General features: G+C 42.0%; 14 protein-coding genes. 2 read left to right on the forward strand and 12 right to left on the reverse strand.

The features are described from left to right. Nucleotides 1–118 precede the first annotated feature (118 nt). From T356_RS21270 to T356_RS0106635, 7 genes are all read right to left on the reverse strand, one after another. Entirely contained in the window at nt 119–802 is a 684-nt protein-coding gene (locus T356_RS21270) for a DUF6678 family protein (protein ID WP_026513817.1), read from the reverse strand. Between the two features lie 35 nt (nt 803–837). Then, nucleotides 838–1824 (reverse strand): hypothetical protein, encoded by a 987-nt coding sequence (locus tag T356_RS0106610; protein ID WP_026513818.1) that lies wholly within the window; start codon nt 1822–1824, stop codon nt 838–840. A 47-nt stretch (nt 1825–1871) separates the two neighbouring features. After that, nucleotides 1872–2264, reverse strand: a complete 393-nt coding sequence (locus T356_RS20245) for an Imm6 family immunity protein (RefSeq protein ID WP_051563218.1) — start codon at nt 2262–2264, stop codon at nt 1872–1874. 1277 nt (nt 2265–3541) lie between these two features. After that, the gene (locus T356_RS0106620; protein ID WP_026513819.1) at nt 3542–4573 is read right to left on the reverse strand and encodes an ABC transporter permease subunit; all 1032 of its coding nucleotides are present in this window, start codon (nt 4571–4573) and stop codon (nt 3542–3544) included. Next, nucleotides 4570–5628: an ABC transporter permease gene (locus T356_RS0106625; protein WP_026513820.1), complete on the reverse strand. Its 1059-nt coding sequence runs from the start codon at nt 5626–5628 to the stop codon at nt 4570–4572. Before T356_RS0106625 ends, T356_RS0106620 begins: the two co-directional genes overlap by 4 nt. Next, nucleotides 5628–7139 (reverse strand): sugar ABC transporter ATP-binding protein, encoded by a 1512-nt coding sequence (locus T356_RS0106630; RefSeq protein ID WP_026513821.1) that lies wholly within the window; start codon nt 7137–7139, stop codon nt 5628–5630. Before T356_RS0106630 ends, T356_RS0106625 begins: the two co-directional genes overlap by 1 nt. Before the next feature lie 79 nt (nt 7140–7218). Then, the gene (locus T356_RS0106635) at nt 7219–8334 is read right to left on the reverse strand and encodes an ABC transporter substrate-binding protein (protein WP_026513822.1); all 1116 of its coding nucleotides are present in this window, start codon (nt 8332–8334) and stop codon (nt 7219–7221) included. 353 nt (nt 8335–8687) lie between these two features. Between T356_RS0106635 and T356_RS0106640 the strand changes: the two genes are divergently transcribed. Then, the gene (locus T356_RS0106640; RefSeq protein ID WP_026513823.1) at nt 8688–9728 is read left to right on the forward strand and encodes a GntR family transcriptional regulator; all 1041 of its coding nucleotides are present in this window, start codon (nt 8688–8690) and stop codon (nt 9726–9728) included. Here T356_RS0106640 and T356_RS0106645 read toward each other — a convergent pair. The 3 genes from T356_RS0106645 to T356_RS0106655 are packed head-to-tail and all read right to left on the reverse strand — an operon-like array spanning nt 9716 to nt 13868. Next, the gene (locus T356_RS0106645) at nt 9716–11329 is read right to left on the reverse strand and encodes a response regulator transcription factor (protein ID WP_026513824.1); all 1614 of its coding nucleotides are present in this window, start codon (nt 11327–11329) and stop codon (nt 9716–9718) included. The genes T356_RS0106640 and T356_RS0106645 overlap by 13 nt on opposite strands. 9 nt (nt 11330–11338) lie before the next feature. Continuing rightward, nucleotides 11339–12391, reverse strand: coding sequence for an ABC transporter substrate-binding protein (locus T356_RS0106650; protein ID WP_035780592.1), 1053 nt, complete (start codon nt 12389–12391; stop codon nt 11339–11341). Then, nucleotides 12378–13868: a sensor histidine kinase gene (locus tag T356_RS0106655; protein WP_026513826.1), complete on the reverse strand. Its 1491-nt coding sequence runs from the start codon at nt 13866–13868 to the stop codon at nt 12378–12380. Before T356_RS0106655 ends, T356_RS0106650 begins: the two co-directional genes overlap by 14 nt. Before the next feature lie 759 nt (nt 13869–14627). Here T356_RS0106655 and T356_RS0106665 point away from each other — a divergent pair. Then, nucleotides 14628–15140 carry a helix-turn-helix domain-containing protein gene (locus T356_RS0106665; RefSeq protein ID WP_026513827.1) on the forward strand — a complete coding sequence of 171 codons (513 nt, stop codon included), beginning with the start codon at nt 14628–14630 and terminating at the stop codon, nt 15138–15140. 58 nt (nt 15141–15198) lie between these two features. Here the strand turns inward: T356_RS0106665 and T356_RS0106670 are convergent, their stop codons facing one another. Both T356_RS0106670 and T356_RS0106675 read right to left on the reverse strand, forming a co-directional pair. After that, nucleotides 15199–15930 carry a nucleoside/nucleotide kinase family protein gene (locus T356_RS0106670; RefSeq protein WP_026513828.1) on the reverse strand — a complete coding sequence of 244 codons (732 nt, stop codon included), beginning with the start codon at nt 15928–15930 and terminating at the stop codon, nt 15199–15201. A 1-nt stretch (nt 15931) separates the two neighbouring features. After that, on the reverse strand, nt 15932–16294 hold the full coding sequence (locus T356_RS0106675) for a VOC family protein (protein ID WP_026513829.1): 363 nt from the start codon (nt 16292–16294) through the stop codon (nt 15932–15934). Between the last annotated feature and the right edge of the window lie 222 nt (nt 16295–16516).

Below are 16516 nucleotides of genomic sequence, written 5' to 3' on the forward strand. Positions count from 1 at the left end.
TTTTTCGGTAACCGCCCCTTATGCAAAATAATTATTTGAATCTTATCACGTAGTCCGGCTATATACAATAAGCAAGTTAGCGTCTCTAAAACGTATATCTTGTCTCGTCCCCTTTTGCTTACCTGCTATATCCATAAACCACAAACATCTTCTCACTCTCGTTATACTCATAACTTATAGAATGCTCGTGTAAAATACTCTCTATCTGCTCCCTTACACTGTATTCATTTTCTTTTGGAGGCAAAAGACGTCCTACAATCTGCGACTTTCTTATAGTATCCTTGATGGCAAACCATTCTATTTCAGCCGTATTCATGTGGAAAAAATGCTCATCACCGCGGATAGTCCAGAAGAACCCGGGAGCTTTTTCTTCAAAGAGCGTTTTATAATTTATCAAAAGATCCGGTATTTCATCTATATCATGAAAAAGCTCATTCCACTTAGTCTTATTCATATATGACGTAAGCTGCCTTTTTTCCACAACATCCAGAATCTTATCGCTTAGCGTCTTCTTGCCGTTATACTTACCACTCTCAATCTCATCTATCAGATTTTGCATAATTCCCAAATCTTTATCATCGATTGTTTTGTAATGAAACAGCGCTGACACTCTCTCATTATTCCGCTCCACATAATACCAGCCAAAATTCTCCCATCCCTGAACCGCAAAGGCAATATTACCTGCCCACCTAATTTTGTACTTAACAGAAGATACCGTTTCGTCCGACTCAGCATAAGGCTGTACCACACCACTACGCGACTCAAGCAGTTCTTGTAATTTATCGTATATTTTTTTCGGCAACTACTTATCCTCCAAAAATCCCCTATCAAAAAAAATTATTTGCTTTTACAAAACAGATTCTTTATATTGCACCATAATCCGCCTTTTCTTGAATTATGACCATATCTGTTCCTCATGTTTTCAACTAATTTGTCGGCTTCCGCTTCTGATATCTCATCAAAATCAGTATCCCCTCCAACAAATTTTCTTAAAAGTGTACAATCTTCTTCCCAAATTCCCAAGCAGTTCAAATATTCAAGTTTAAAAAGGGTTAATTTCATGTCACCCACGCTATCATCATACTGATATTCTCTTGTTGCTCTCATGCCGCCATCGCTATTGTCAAATTTATAATACCTTGTTTCGACTTTCTTACTCTTTTCTTCTGCCTTCTCTTTTACATTCTCTTTTTCAATCTTTTCTGCCCTTACAACAATCTCAGTGCTTTGATTACCCGGCTCTTTATTTATCCTGAGCATACTTTCTAACTTGTTAAGCGCCTGCTTCGGATTAAGTCTTAGATCCACCAAGTACTTATGCGCTTCCAATTCGTTTAAGTAAGTTCCTTCGTAGATTCTTTTGGCCGTATATCCCTCAAACACACAGGCATCTTCTTCAGGGACAAAAGAATCATGAACGACATAATACTTTAGGTTATTTAATACAACAAAATTCTGCAGAAGATAATTCCATGCTTCATTAAGCTCCTCATCTTCCATCAGATATTTTTTACGAAAATAATCAAAAATAACGGTCCGAGGAGTTTTTACTATATCATCAGTGATCGAATGATTGATATATTTGTCTTCAGCCAATCTGACAAACAGCTTTTCAAATAAAATATCAAAAGCATTTTCTTCTTCTCCGCGATACTCCTCATGAACATTAGTTATTTCATCAATACTGTATATTACCCAATCTCCATTATCACAATAGATACCCCTTGCATATGGAACCCTGCATATTTCATCAAAATAAATTCCTAAACTCTCGGGTTTTATCCCCATCTCTTTAATCTTTTCTAAAAAAACTTCTCTTTTCATTTCATCTCCGACATTTAGTCTCAAACCTTTTCACTAAATTACCGTTCTTAATTTCTGCACAGTCTCAGAGCATTTTCCATATGATCAAAAATATCATCATCCACTATCTCAATCGGCTCCGGAAGATATTTTATCCCGCTCTCCAAATAAGCAATTTTAGATACAAATGCAATAGCGTCTATAACACAATTCCACGCATTTATCTTGATTTCGTCTTCCTCATTTTCCTGATATATCGTAAAGCCATGCTCTTCATTATCCAGGAAATCATATAGCAATTCCCCGGCATCTTCTGTCTCATTCCACTTCTTGGCTAAGTTAAGAGCATCAGCCACCTGACTTTTTATAGCATCATTGTCGCCCAAATACGCTGCCGCTCTTTCACCCAATTCTATTGCCAGATTGCACTTTTCTATTCGACTAAGCCTTGATATATCCATATATTTCTCTCATTCAGGTTATTTGTTTTATCATAAAAACTGTTTTGCTTAAAAAATGTTAATCTTTTATTCATATATAATATTAGTCTTCAAACGAAAAAGCAATACTCCCACAAAACCCCGTTTATTGTATATTTGAAGCGCACAATATCTCATGATAACTGCATCAACCAAGCCAATTTAATTGCCCGCACCTATGAGCTTGGTTTACTCTTGACTTATTCCTCGTGAACTCCGCAGCAAATGCAGCTCTAAGCAACTGCGATTATTCTTCGTTTTTTCTCAGAATCCCCCCCAAAAAACAGATAAAAAATCATAGTTGATAGGTATTATCTGTGTTTTTGAGATGCATAATGTAGATAAACGCTCTAAAACCCAGATAAACAATGATATTTATGCTATTTCAATCTGTGTTTCTACTGCTAATTTTGCGGAATATATCATAAAATCACAGATAATTAAGGCCCTGTGTACTTCTTTTATCTGGATTTTCTTATTTTTCGCTTCGAAATCCGCCCTTAATTCACAGATAATTAGTTCTGCATATGCACTTTTAATCTGTAGGACATTTTGTCATTGCCGTCATGGTACTGTAAGAAGCTCCATCTATGACTTCAACTCCACTTTTCCTCATTATGAGTCAACCAGCAAGCCTTTCTTTATTGACCTTAATTCCGCATTCCCTCATTATGAGTCACTCAACAAGCCTTTCTTCATTGACCTTAAGTCCACATTTCCTCATTATGAGTCACTCAGCAAGCCTTTCTTTATTGACCTTAATTCCGCATCTCCTCAACATGAGTCAACCAACAAGCCCCTTAAATCGCCCACTAATATTTGAAGCGCGCAGTTCTTGGTCAAGCAGCATATAGGCTCTTCTATAACCGCGCAGACCTGTATAGCCTTTTTATAGCCTTTTTACAGCCTTTTTGCGTAGCCTCCTCGCCGGTATCTGCTTGGAAATGCACAGCTCTCGCGCAATCAGCACGGAGGCTTTTCTATAACTGCGCAGACCTGTATGGCCATTTTTTACAGCCTTTTCGCGAGTTGAAACATTCAAGAACATAGAAACTCAGAGCTGTATATTCTGCTCTCGCTCCAACTGTTTGAGCCCATTTATGGGCGAGTTTTGGAGCGAAGAATATACAGCTCTGAGTTTCTATGTCTTGAATGTCAACAAGCGAAACGGCTGTAAAAAATGGCCATACAGGTCGTCCCCTTATAAAAAGCCCCCGCGGATGTCAGTACACAATCCGCGGGGGCCACACACAATTTAATTATCTGCTGTTCCTGTTTTTGAAGTAAGCGAACAGACTCTGCAAAATTATGAAGAAGCACAGAAGCGCCGCCGTCATAATGTTACTCCAGCTTGATAAAAGCTTTCCGTTTGTTGTTACAAGTGTCGAGATCGTTCCGTTTATGAGAACACCAAAGAGCGTTCCGATAACATTTCCGACACCGCCTGTAAGAAGCGTTCCGCCAATAACCGCAGATGCGATCGCATTCATCTCGAAACCGAGTGCCTGTTGAACAGAACCTGACATAGTGTTGAGGCAATAACAGATTCCTCCGATGGAACAAAGGAATGAAGAAAGCATGTAAGCTTTCATCTTGGTTGCCTTAACATTAAGTCCCATCATAGTCGCCGACTGCTGGTTTCCGCCAACTGCGTAAAGACTTCTTCCGAACTTAGTATATTTAAGTAAGAAGAAAATAAGTGCAACAACTATGATTGCGATAACAACAGTAGGTCTGACAAACGGTACGACCGTCTTACCTTTTTTATTTACATATCCAAGAAATTTCGGGAGATTGATCTTGGCATTTGCCCATTTATAAAATGTAGGATTCATCTCCTGCGTGATTGAAATCTGATCCGTACAGATAACCGCCGTCATACCTCTTGCAAAGAACATTCCCGCCATGGTGATAATGAACGGCTGAATCTTGAGATATCCGATAAGGAATCCCTGAACCGCACCGAATACAAGTCCGATAATAAGGATCAGAATGATAAGCGGAATACAGGGCCATCCCTTAACGCCCATTCCATATGCAAGGATCATACAGTCCATAGCTACAAGCGATCCTACGGAAATATCAATTCCTCCCGTAAGCATTACACAGGTCATTCCGCAAGCAACACAGATAAGACCCGCATTGGTAATAAGGAGATTTAAAAAAGTCTGTACATGTGTAAATCCCTTAGCCGAATAAACAACACATCCTGCCGCATACATCACTACAAAAAGAACAATGGTGATCAAAAGGAGCAGCGTGTTTCCGCTGAATTTCTTTAAACTCTTCATGCCTCCTGACCTCCTTCCGCCTTAAGAGCTTTTCTTTTTGCCTCAGTATTGGCAATCCACTCTTTAAATGTAGGTGCCTGAACAACTACGATGATAACAACTATGATAGCCTTAACAACAGGCGCCTGGTCTGTTGAAACGCCCATGGCAAGAAGGGTTGTCGTGATAGCCTGAATCGTATAAGCTCCGATTACCGCACCGGCAAGATTGAACTTACCGCCGCCAAGTGAGTTTCCACCGAGCGCAACAGCAAGGATGGCATCAAGTTCATAGTTAAGTCCGATATTGTTGGAATCTGCCGAATAAATACGGCTGCTTGCAACCATTCCTGCGATTCCGGCACAGACACCGCAGATTACGTAACAAAGGAAACATATAAGTGCCGAATTGATACCGGAGATCCTTGCCGCTCTGCTGTTGATACCTGCTGACTGAATATAAAGCCCGAGCGCTGTCTTTTTAAGAAACAGCGTCACAACCGCGATAACCGCGATGGTTACAAAGATGGCTGTGGGAACAGGACATCCCGGTATGAAATTACCAAGGTACTTATACGGCTCGTATCTGATGTATGTGATCTGGTTATTACACATAAGAAGGCCGATGGCCCTTGCCGCTGTGAAAAGAATAAGTGTAGCGACCATAGGCTGAATCTTTAACTTAGCAACAAGCGCGCCGTTCATTGCACCGCACACGCCGCCAAGGAAGATTCCAAAAAGAATTCCCACTCCCATCGGAACCGCAAGTTCTGTAGTAGAGTTTACTCCGTACCCCGCAAGCATCATACAGGTTCCGCAAGCCGACAAACTCATAACAGATCCGACAGAAATATCGGTTCCCGCCGATACAGCAACAACAAGCGTCTGCCCCACCGCAAGTATTGCTATCTCGCTACCTCTGTTCAAAATATCTATAAGTCTTCCATACAACACTCCATGTTGAATACCGATACTAAAAAATGACGGATTCTTTATCAAATTTATAAGAAGAACTAAAAGAAGGCAGAAGAAAGGCAAAAATAACTGCTGCTTCGTTAGTTTCTTTATTTTTTCCATTACTTCTCACCTCCCGCGATCGCACTCATTACACTCTCCTGTGTCATATCGCCGTCAATTTCCCCAACTTTTTCGCCGTCTCTCATAACACACATTCTGGTGCACGTACGAAGCATCTCTTCTATTTCAGAAGAAATAAATACGACACTCATTCCCTCTTGCGCAAATTGCAAAATCAGTTTCTGGAACTCTGTCTTTGTTCCGATATCAATACCTCTTGTGGGCTCATCAAGAATAAGGAAATCTGGATGAGTGCACAGCCATCTTGCAAGAATAACCTTCTGCTGGTTTCCTCCGGAAAGCTGTGAAAGAGGCGTCTCTCTGCTCGCAGTCTTGATCTGAAGCATATCAATAAATTTATCTGCAATCTCAATCTGTTTTGCTCTTGAAACTTTTTTAAACATTCCATTCCTTGCCTGAAGTGCAAGAATTATATTATCTCTTACAGAAAGATCTCCGATACATCCGTCGGCCTTTCTGTCATCGGGAAGATAAGCCATGCCCTGCTTAATGGCATCGATAGGCGCTTTTATATTGATCTCTTTTCCCTTCATGAACTCTTTACCGGTCTGAGCCTTATCTGCACCGTAGATACAGCGCACCATCTCGCTTCTGCCGCTTCCCAAAAGACCTGTAACTCCGACTACTTCACCTTTATGTATCTCAAAATCAAAAGGCTTTACGGTTCCCTTATGGCTAAGTCCCTCGGCTTTAAGCATGATCTCGGGATTAACTTCGACATTACCTTCGGGCTTGATGGCTGCAAGATCGTCAAAGTCTTTACCAAGCATTGCCGCAACCAGCTTAACTCTCGGAAGCTCGCTCAAAGTATAATCACCTACAAAACTTCCGTTTCTCATAACCGTGATTCTGTCGCAAACTGCATAAACCTGCTCAAGGAAATGAGTAACAAATATGATTCCTACGCCTTTTGCCTTAAGATCTCTCATTACGCCAAAGAGCTTCTCAACCTCATTATCATCCAGCGATGATGTGGGTTCATCGAGGATGAGTACCTTACATTCCATATCCACCGCTCTCGCGATAGCTATCATCTGCTGAATTGCAAGTGAATAGTTTTCCAAAGCAAGTGTCACATCGATAGATATGCCGAGGCCGTCCATTATCTCTTTTGCCCGCTTATTCATTGTCCGCCAATCTACCGTGCCAAGCTTGGTAACAGGTTCGCGTCCGATGAAAAGATTTTCCGCAACCGACAGGTTCGGACAAAGATTGACCTCCTGATAAACCGTTGCGATTCCGACTTTCTGTGCATCTTCCGTAGAATGGTTAAAAACATTTCCCTCTACGCCCTGCACATAAACCTCTCCGGCATCACGCTCGTACACGCCTGTCAGACACTTTATGATGGTAGACTTTCCTGCGCCGTTTTCGCCCATCAGTGCGTGAATCTCGCCTTTATGAAGTGTAAGCTGTGCGTGATTGAGTGCCACTACGCCCGGAAAGACTTTCACTATGTCACGCATAACAATAAGTTCATTCTGCTCCATAAATAATACCTTTCTGTTCTTTTTAATGAACAAGGGTAGTTCTCACGAACTACCCTTTAATTTTTATCTATGATCTAAATCAGTATGCTTCGTCTACTTTCGCTGCATCAACTACGATAAGGGGTTCTGTTACATCTTTGCCTGAATTGTTCTTGTAAGAGATATCTTTAAGGATATCTTCAGATACAAACCAAGGTTCTTCCATGAATGTCTGCTTCTCAACTGTCTGTCCGCCCTGAAGAGCCTGGATTATCTTAAGGCAATCAGGTCCCTGAAGAGGATTGCACTGGAAGTCCGCATTGATTTCTTTGTCGAGAACCTTCTGAAGACCTGCTGTGCAAGCATCGAATGAGATAACTATTACATCGCCGTCAACACCGTAAGAAACGCCTGCTGCCTTCATTGCATCGATTGCACCGAATGCTTCGTTATCGTTCTGGCAGATAACAACATTGAACTTGCCTGCATAAGACTTGCAGTATGACTCCATAACTGTCTGTCCGCCTTCCTGTGTGAAGTCACCTGTCTGTGAATCGAGAAGATTCCATCCCTCGGAATCGATATACTGATGGAAGCCCTTTGTACGTCCGATCTCAGCAGAAGATCCTGTTGTTCCTGTGATCTCGAGGATGTTAAGCTCTTTGATGCCCTTAGCTTCTGCATAAGCCTTAAGCCAAGCACCTGCAGCAAGACCTTCGTTTGTGAACTCCGAACCTACCCATGAAACATATTTGTCTGAATCATCGATAGTACGGTCGATTACGATAACCGGAATTCCCGCATCATCTGCTTCTGTAAGTACTGTGTCCCAACCTGTCGATACGATAGGATCGATAACGATATAATCAACGTCCTGCTCTATAAAGTTACGTACTGCCTCAAGCTGTGCTGCTGAATCATTGTCGCAATCTACAAACTGAAGGTCGATACCATTCTCGTTTGAAAGTGCTGCTTTAACTGAAGTTGTTGAAGCTGTACGCCAATCTGACTCATGTCCAACCTGTGCAAAACCAACTGTTATAACATCACCGTCTGCCGCCGGAGCTTCCCCTGCATCGCCTGCTTCTGCGGTTGCTTCTCCTCCTGCATCGGTCTCAGGAGCCGTTGCATCTCCTCCGCCTTCCGATCCGCATCCCACAAGCATTGTGAGCGACATAGCTGCTGCCATAATAGTTGCCAATACTTTCTTCTTCATACTTACACCCTCCATTTACAATATAATAGTGGTTTCTTATACATATTTTACTTTTTATGCGGCTTTCTTCATACATTCGTAAGGCAACATGCACAAGTTTCTATGTTTTGACAATACAAATTTGAATGTTATACTGATGTAAAAAGTACAAATTTATACAGATATGCATCTCGGAACTTTTTTAGTTGAATTTCTTTATATTAGAATAAAATTTTTTGGATTATCCCCAAAAAATATTTGCAAAATTATCTGATAATTTTGATAACACCTCCAAAATTTACGTTGAATATTTTTTATGATCATAAGAAGACAAATTTTTTTACCCATTTTTTTTAAATAATCGAGGAAAAAAAATGACTAAGCTGGAAAATATTTCTCAAAAAATAAAAAAAGAAATCTCTCAAAGACTGGTCACAGGTGACATGGCTCTTCCCACCGAAAAAGAGCTTTGCGAAAAATACTCCTGCAGCCGCCAGACAATCAGAAAAGTCTTATCGGACCTAAAAGACGAAAATCTCATCTCCTCCCGCCAGGGAAGCGGCTACCGCCTGACGGGGCTTAATCCCGATGCCGGAAGAAATCATATCTGCCTGCTGTTTACAAGGCCCGACGAGTATATTTACCCTTCGCTCATCTATGATATAGAAAAAAGCATCTCTTCAAATGCAGATGTTCCCATGTCCGTCTCTGTTTTTGAGACACGAAACGACTTTTACAGAGAAAGAGTTATTTTAAAAGAGCTCCTTCAGAACCCTCCGCTCGCCATATTAGCAGAGTGTTTTTCGCTTATGAAAAATCCAAATTCAGATATCTACAGAAATCTTGAAAAGAAAGGATGCTCTGTCATCTTCCTCTACGGCGCCTACCGCAACATGCCGGGAATCCCGTCTGTAACAGAAGGAACATACGATGCCGCATACAGCCTCGTATCTTCCCTTCACTCAAGCGGATGCCGCAGGATCTGTGGAGTTTTCAGAAACGCCAATCCGCAGGAATCCGCCATGTTGTACGGCTTTCTCTCGGCACTAAGAGACCTCGACCTTCCTTTTGACAAAGAAAAATATATCATCGAAGGAGAAAAAAATTCTGATTCCGCTTCAGATTCCGCGTCCGCTATCTTAACACTCTGCAAAACTTCCGACGCCATCATATTCGGAAGCGATGAATATGCATACCCGTATGTAAAACACCTAAGAGACCTGAAGATACTTAACTTATCCGACAAAAAAGTATTCAGCTTCGATAACAGCTACCTCTCGCAGGTAAATTCTTTTCATCTAAAGAGCTTCAGTCACCCGCGCGAGCCGCTTGCATCCGCCATAGCTGAGAGAATACTTGCCATAATAAAAGGACAACCGAAAATCTCGATTGTCCTTCCCTATCAGCTGTTCTGATTCCGGTATTCCTTGGGAGACATTCCGTACATCTTCCTAAATACAAAGCTGAAATAGTGCGAATCCTTATATCCTACCGCAGCAGCGACGTCCGCAGTGTGCATCCTCTCTTTTGCAAGGAGGTCTCTTGCCTTCTCAAGTCGCTTTGCCGTAAGGAATTTCACGAATGTCGTGTCCATCTCCTTACTAAAAACCGTGCTCAGATAGCTGCTGTTTACCGAAAGCGCCTCCGCGACATCAACCAGCGTGCAGCTCTCATTCATGTAATTCTCATCAATATATGCAATGGCATCGCTGATAAGCTTATTTCCTCTCTTATTTGAAGCGCTGTCCCTAAGTTCAAGCGCGCTCTTAAGAAGCGACACCATAAACTCCTCAACCTGCTTACTCTTGATCTCATATCCCTCTTTAAGTGAAAAGAGATTCTCATCGATGTCCTTTTTCGAAACACCGCTCGATTCAAGGAAACTGCTCGCAGCAAACAATGAATTGAGCACAAAGAAATTCCTAAACACATGGCTCTTTAAGGCATCACCCAGACTTGTGAGATATTCGGATACAAATTCCCCGATCTCACTCTCAGTTCCCGTAGAAAGAAATCCCTTAAGAACCGCACTGTCAACCTTTGAGCTGTCTATATTCTCGATGGAACCGTCATTCTGAGCGGATGTGTACTTCGCCGTAGTATCTTCCGTAAGTACATGCGTATCCTGCACAAAGTACCTGCATGCAAATGCATGATTTACAAGATTAAAACACTTAACGAGTGCACTGAATCTCTCAACAGGCTTGCCCGCCGAAACATACCACTCAATCTTGTCATCCTTGCCCTCGCAGATCTCAACTATCTTGGAAACGCCTCTCTCCACGTAATCTGCGACAATATCTTTTTCACCCTTAACGACAACAATGTAGGTATTTAGCGACCACCTCGACAATATATATGCAGGAAACCTAAGAAAATAACTCATAAGTTCCTCAAGCGCTTTGCAGTACTGCACAGAGCCGATTTCCTCAAACGGCTTTTCTTTATCTTTTATGGAAAAAAGAATGAGACTGAACGCCGAAGCCGTGATATCAAGCGAAAGTTTACCCGCCTCCACATAGATATCTTTTACCGGCATAGCTCCTGTAAGAACTTTCTCAAAGAACTCTCTTCTCTGAAGCTGCTCATACTCCTGCGTTTCCATCTGATACTGCATCAGATACCCTTGCTGAGTGCGCTCCTTCTCTATCTTCTCTTTTACACTGTCAAGAACTTCCTTCATTCCGAACTTGGTGATCGGCTTTGATATGTACTGATCGACGCCCTCTTTTATTGCTCTTTTCGCATATTCAAAATCATCATATCCACTCATGATGATGATGCGCATTGACGGAAACTCTTTTTTCACGATATGACTAAGTGACAATCCGTCCATAAACGGCATCTTGATGTCCGTAATAAGAACATCCGGCGCCGTCTTTCTGATAAGCGGAAGCGCCATCTCTCCGTCACTAGCTTCTCCGACAAAGTTAAATCCGTACTCCTTCCATGGTATGTTGTTTCTGAGGCTCTCCCTCACAACACTTTCATCCTCCACAAGAAAAACCTTAAGCATACTAACCCCTTAATAATTTCTGTCTTCGATGTACTCATCGACATTTTCTTTTGTAAATACCTTCTCTTCCATATAATAAGCCTTGTCTACCGCATTCCCCGCTTCAAGATCATTTATGATCTGCGCAAGAAGCTCACCCGAATTTGGATTGCATTCGACATCGACATTTATAACACCTTCTTTGACAAGCTCCAGAGCTTTCTTGGTTCCGTCAAAAGAAATCAGAACCGGCTCTCCTATACCGCCCGTCTTAACCCCTGCTTCATTCAGCGCCTCGATCGCGCCAAATGCCATATCATCATTTTGACATACGATAACATCAATATCTTCAAACTCGCTAAGGAGTCTGGCCATGGTCTCCTTCCCCTTTGCCTGGGTAAATTCTCCATTTACCGAAGCGACCATATTCCAGTTCATGTTCCTTGCCGCAATAGCGCCAAAGCCCTGTGCTCTTCCTTCCTGTGCGGAAGATCCGCTTGTACCCTCGATCACTACAATATTGATCTCATCGTTGCTTCTTCCCTGATTCGCAAAATGCTCTTCGAGCCACTTTCCGGCCGATGCGCCCTCAGCATACATATCCTCCCCAATAAAAGATGTGTACATTGAATCATCATTGACCGAAATATTTCTGTCCAGCAAGATCACAGGTATCCCCGCATCTTTTGCTTCAGCAAGCACTACATCCCAGCCTTCCTGTATCACAGGACAGATTACTATATAATCGACTCTTTGCGATATGAAGCTTCTGACCGCCTTAAACTGCTTCTCCTGCATCTGTCTTGCATTATCAAATATGAGAAAAAATCCGTTATCTGTAGAAAGAGCCGCTTTCACTGATTCCGTATTTGCGCTTCTCCAGGTCGACTCGCTTCCAAGCTGCGAAAATCCAACGCTCACAAGAGCATCATCAGACATATTCCCGATACCTATGTCTCCCGTCGAAACATCAGCCACCGAATAGTCCGTAAACGGCCCGCATCCCGTAAGTGCAACGCAGATTACGGTCAAAAGAGCTGTGATCTTTATTCTAATCTTTTCTCCGGAATTATTTATCAGCATCCTTTTCCTCATCATGATCATACTCAATTGCCGGTATCACCACAGATACCGTGGTTCCGCTTCCAAGTTCCGACTCTATACAGATTCCGTACCTGTCACCGAAATTCATCTTGATTCTCTCATTGACATTTGCCATGCCAAATCCCGTATCTGTATCCTTGGCGGGTTTGTTCAGCTCTTTTCTGATGTGTCTGAGCGTCTCATCATCAATTCCGACTCCGTCATCGCTGACTTCAAATCTTATAAGTTTATCCTCTTTTTTACCCGTGATCCTGATGAGTCCTTTTCCTCGTTTATTCTTGATGCCGTGATAAAGCGCATTCTCAACAAGCGGTTGCAGCGTCATCTTAAGGATTTTATAGTTACTCAGGCTCTCATCAATATCTATATAATAACATAGTATATCTGAATATCTTACGCTCTGAATTTCCAGATAGCTCCTGATATGCTGAGCTTCTTCGCGTATGGTTATCCATTCTTTGCCATGGCTTAAAGATATCCTGAAGAACTTGGACAAAGAAACGACCATATCTTCCGCTTCCTGATTCTTTCCGTCTTCTATAAGCCACACGATAGTATCGAGTGTATTGTACAAAAAGTGAGGATTTATCTGTTCCTGAAGGAGTCTTGCCTCCGCCATTCGCATTTTCTTTTCATCCTCTCTTATCTGTTCCATCTGTATCTCGAGATGTGCCGCCATGTCATCAACACTTTCGGACAAAAGAGCTATCTCATCCTCAAGGTTAAGCGCAGTCCTTACAGAAAAGTTTCCTTCCGCAATCTCCTTGGTCGCAGAACTTAAGGTATCTATCGGCTCAACAATGCTCCTTGCAATCTTGTCTGTCGTGACTACCGTAAAGAGTATTCCGAGGATAAGAAGTATGACAAGTACCACTAGGAAATCTTGCATTTCTTTTAGAAGGCCCTTGTTAATAACTTCGATTGTCTTGGTCTGATAATAGATATAGTACTGGATATTGTCCTGGATAAGCTCGGTCAAAGAATAGATGTTGGAATCAAGCATCTCAACATCTTCATCATAATGTCCGCCGGCTTCTACGCTTTTCTTGATATCATCGAGTCTGTTCTCGAGTGTATCGACATTTCTAAGGAGTGTCTCAAGCCATGTTCTGCTGTTTACTTCTGTAGTAATTGACTTAAGTTCCGTAAAATCTGCGCGCAAATTCTCGACAAGTACATAGGGATCGCTCTCATCTCCGCTTCCAAACGCATCTCTTCCGACGATTATACGATACACGCTCTCATCCATTTGTTCCTTGAATGTGAGGTTGAAACTGTTCGCTACGGCGAGGTTACTTACGATTGTGTTGTAGGCGTTGGCGTAGTTGATGAGGGAGTAGATCATGTACAGAATAATAAGAACAAACGGCACTGTGATCATCGCCGCCAATATGATCAGCCTTTTTTTGAGGGGCTTCTTTACTCTTGTTTTATTATTTTCCGGCACATTTTTCATACTAAATTCAGTATACTGTGCTGCACTGGGGCGGTCAATTACGTTTATTGCTTGACGTTTTGGTTGGGGCGCTTTGCCTTTAGGGGAGGTCATGCTTGCGGAAGGTTATGTCTGAGGGAGGCTTTGCCTTTGGACTCCTTGCCTTTGGGGACGTTCAGACGCAGGGCCATAGGGGCGGATAGGCGTGTGTACGTCTTCGGTGTGATTTTCTAAAATTCCTGAATCGGCAGATGCCTCATTTCGCGTTGCTCAGGACAATCGGCATCTGCCGATTCATGAATTTTGAAAATCAATCACCTTGTACGAAGACACGCCTATCCGCCCCTATGGTCCTGTGTCTGAACTGGCTACTAAATGGCGAGGTGTGTTCATAAGACATAAGCATAGATAAGACAGAGGACGATCGCTTGCAGGATCTGAACTGACTAGAGGCGCAGTATTTAGCACAGCATCGACAAAATAGCCCAAAATCACCAGAGTATTTCACGATGCTATGCTAACTGTCTTTGATCAAGTGAGAATCATGCTACTGCATACTAAATATTTTTTGAGTAGCATTTAATATGCATAAGCAAATGAAATAATAAAAAATAGGGATTATCACCGGCGTAAAACATATTAAAATCAATATAGGATTACTTTTGTATGTTTTTGCATAGATTAATGGGATAGAATATTTTTTTCTGGGATGTTAATATTCATTGCTTGTAGCAACGGCAGCTTTCATAGTACTGTTGCTACGAAAGGAGACTTTCGCTCATGTTAAACGAAAACATAAAAAAGATTAGGCAATCAAAAGGTCTTTCACAGGAGGAACTTGCTATCAAATTGAATGTTGTGAGACAAACCGTTTCGAAATGGGAACGTGGTCTGTCAGTTCCGGATTCGGAGATGCTTGTTTCTATTTCTGACATACTGGATACTCCCATCAGTACTCTTCTTGGTGAAACAATAACAGAAAATTCTCAGAAAGATTTGAAGGTAATATCCGAAAAGCTTGAAGTCATCACGCTTGAGCTTGCAAGGCAAAAGGCAATGAGACGAAATATTCTTCATTGGATTTTTTTAGTGCTGAGTATGGTTATTGTAGCTATATTTATTATAATCTTAATGGCAGGAAGTCCTTATCTTAATTGGGATTACAGTGATCCCGAGACCGCTGTTGCAGGGACTATTTTGCATGGCTTTGAGTTTGTATTTGTCAGAATTGCACCCTTTGCTTTTTGCGGCTTTGTATGTGGGGCTGTCATGACACTTAAGAGGAGGAAATGATTATAAACGGAGGATACTCCGCAGAATACTATCGAGCGTGATGATGGATGGAGAGGCTTTAGAATTCAGGAAGTGCTTGAGCTTCCAAAACCATGTCAGCTTTAACTGTTTTCTCAAGACACAGTCTGACATTGGCCATATCACTGTACTCAACAAATCTTGTAGCAGACTCAATATCATTTCCGCTTTTCATCTTGCGGTCGATGAGTCTTTTACGCAGCATAGCTTCATTAGCAGTGATGCTGATAGTGTAATCCGCCATAGCCCTTAGCCTGTTCCATCCGTCCATATCAAGTAAGAGGTAGTTACCCTCCAGAAGAACTATATCTTTTGTGATATGAATTGCATGCTCCACAGGATTATGCAGATGCCTGTCATATATAGGCCAAAAGGTATCTTCACCGGAGCTCACCTTTTCTATCGCAGCAGTCAGTTTCTCCAGGTCAAAAGTAACCGGCGCTCCCTTTATCTCCACCATCTTCACTTCTTTACCATCTCGTATTGTTGTATGTGACAACAGATACTCCTGCCTTCTATGAAATCCATCCATTCCGATAGCTTGCAGGTCCGTAATATCATCATTTTCCCTTGAGAGCTTTTCAAGAAAGCTTACAAGCGTGCTCTTCCCCGCTCCCGGAGGTGCTGCGAGCATCACAAGAATTCTCCTTCCCTTTTCTTTTTGCAAAGCCGAAAGCTCCTTAAGCAGCGGCAAAAAGAGCCGCTCAACAACCTCGTCACTATATGTGGCATCCACGTGTATGCCGTTTATCTCTACAGAATAATTTGCCATTTTACATCAGTGTCCCCACTTCTATCAAATTGCCGTCCGGATCATAAAAACGTATGACTTTCTGGCCCCAGCTGTGCGTCATGAGTCTGTTGACATATTTCACTTCCGGATAATACCTTTCAAGCTTTTCAATAAAGCCTTCAATGTCGACCTCTTCAAAATAAAGCTCACAGGAATTGTTTTCCGAAATAATCTCTTTTCCCAAAAACTCTTTCCAGTACTTCTCTTCCTGCAGTACCAGCCCTTCCGACAAGATCATGTTTCCTCCATTATCCAGGAGCAACTCCAGGCCAAACAGATCATGATAGAACTTTCTGGATTTTTCGATATCTTTAACAACTATCAGGAAGTTTTTAAGTCTCATGGGGGTCCTTTCTTCATTATTGTCTATAAAAATTGGATGCATACCATACTACTTCAACAAGCTTGAACCTAGTGTCTTGGCAAGATGACTTTTGATCAATTACGAAGTGAAATAATTCAAGTACAAGGCGGAGGATTGAGTCGATGCGGGCATCGACGATTGACGACAACGCAGTACATGGATTATTTCACAAGTAATTTATCTAATTGTCATCTTGCCAAG

It is taken from the genome of Butyrivibrio sp. LB2008 (genome assembly GCF_000621565.1).
Taxonomy (GTDB): Bacteria; Bacillota; Clostridia; order Lachnospirales; family Lachnospiraceae; genus Butyrivibrio.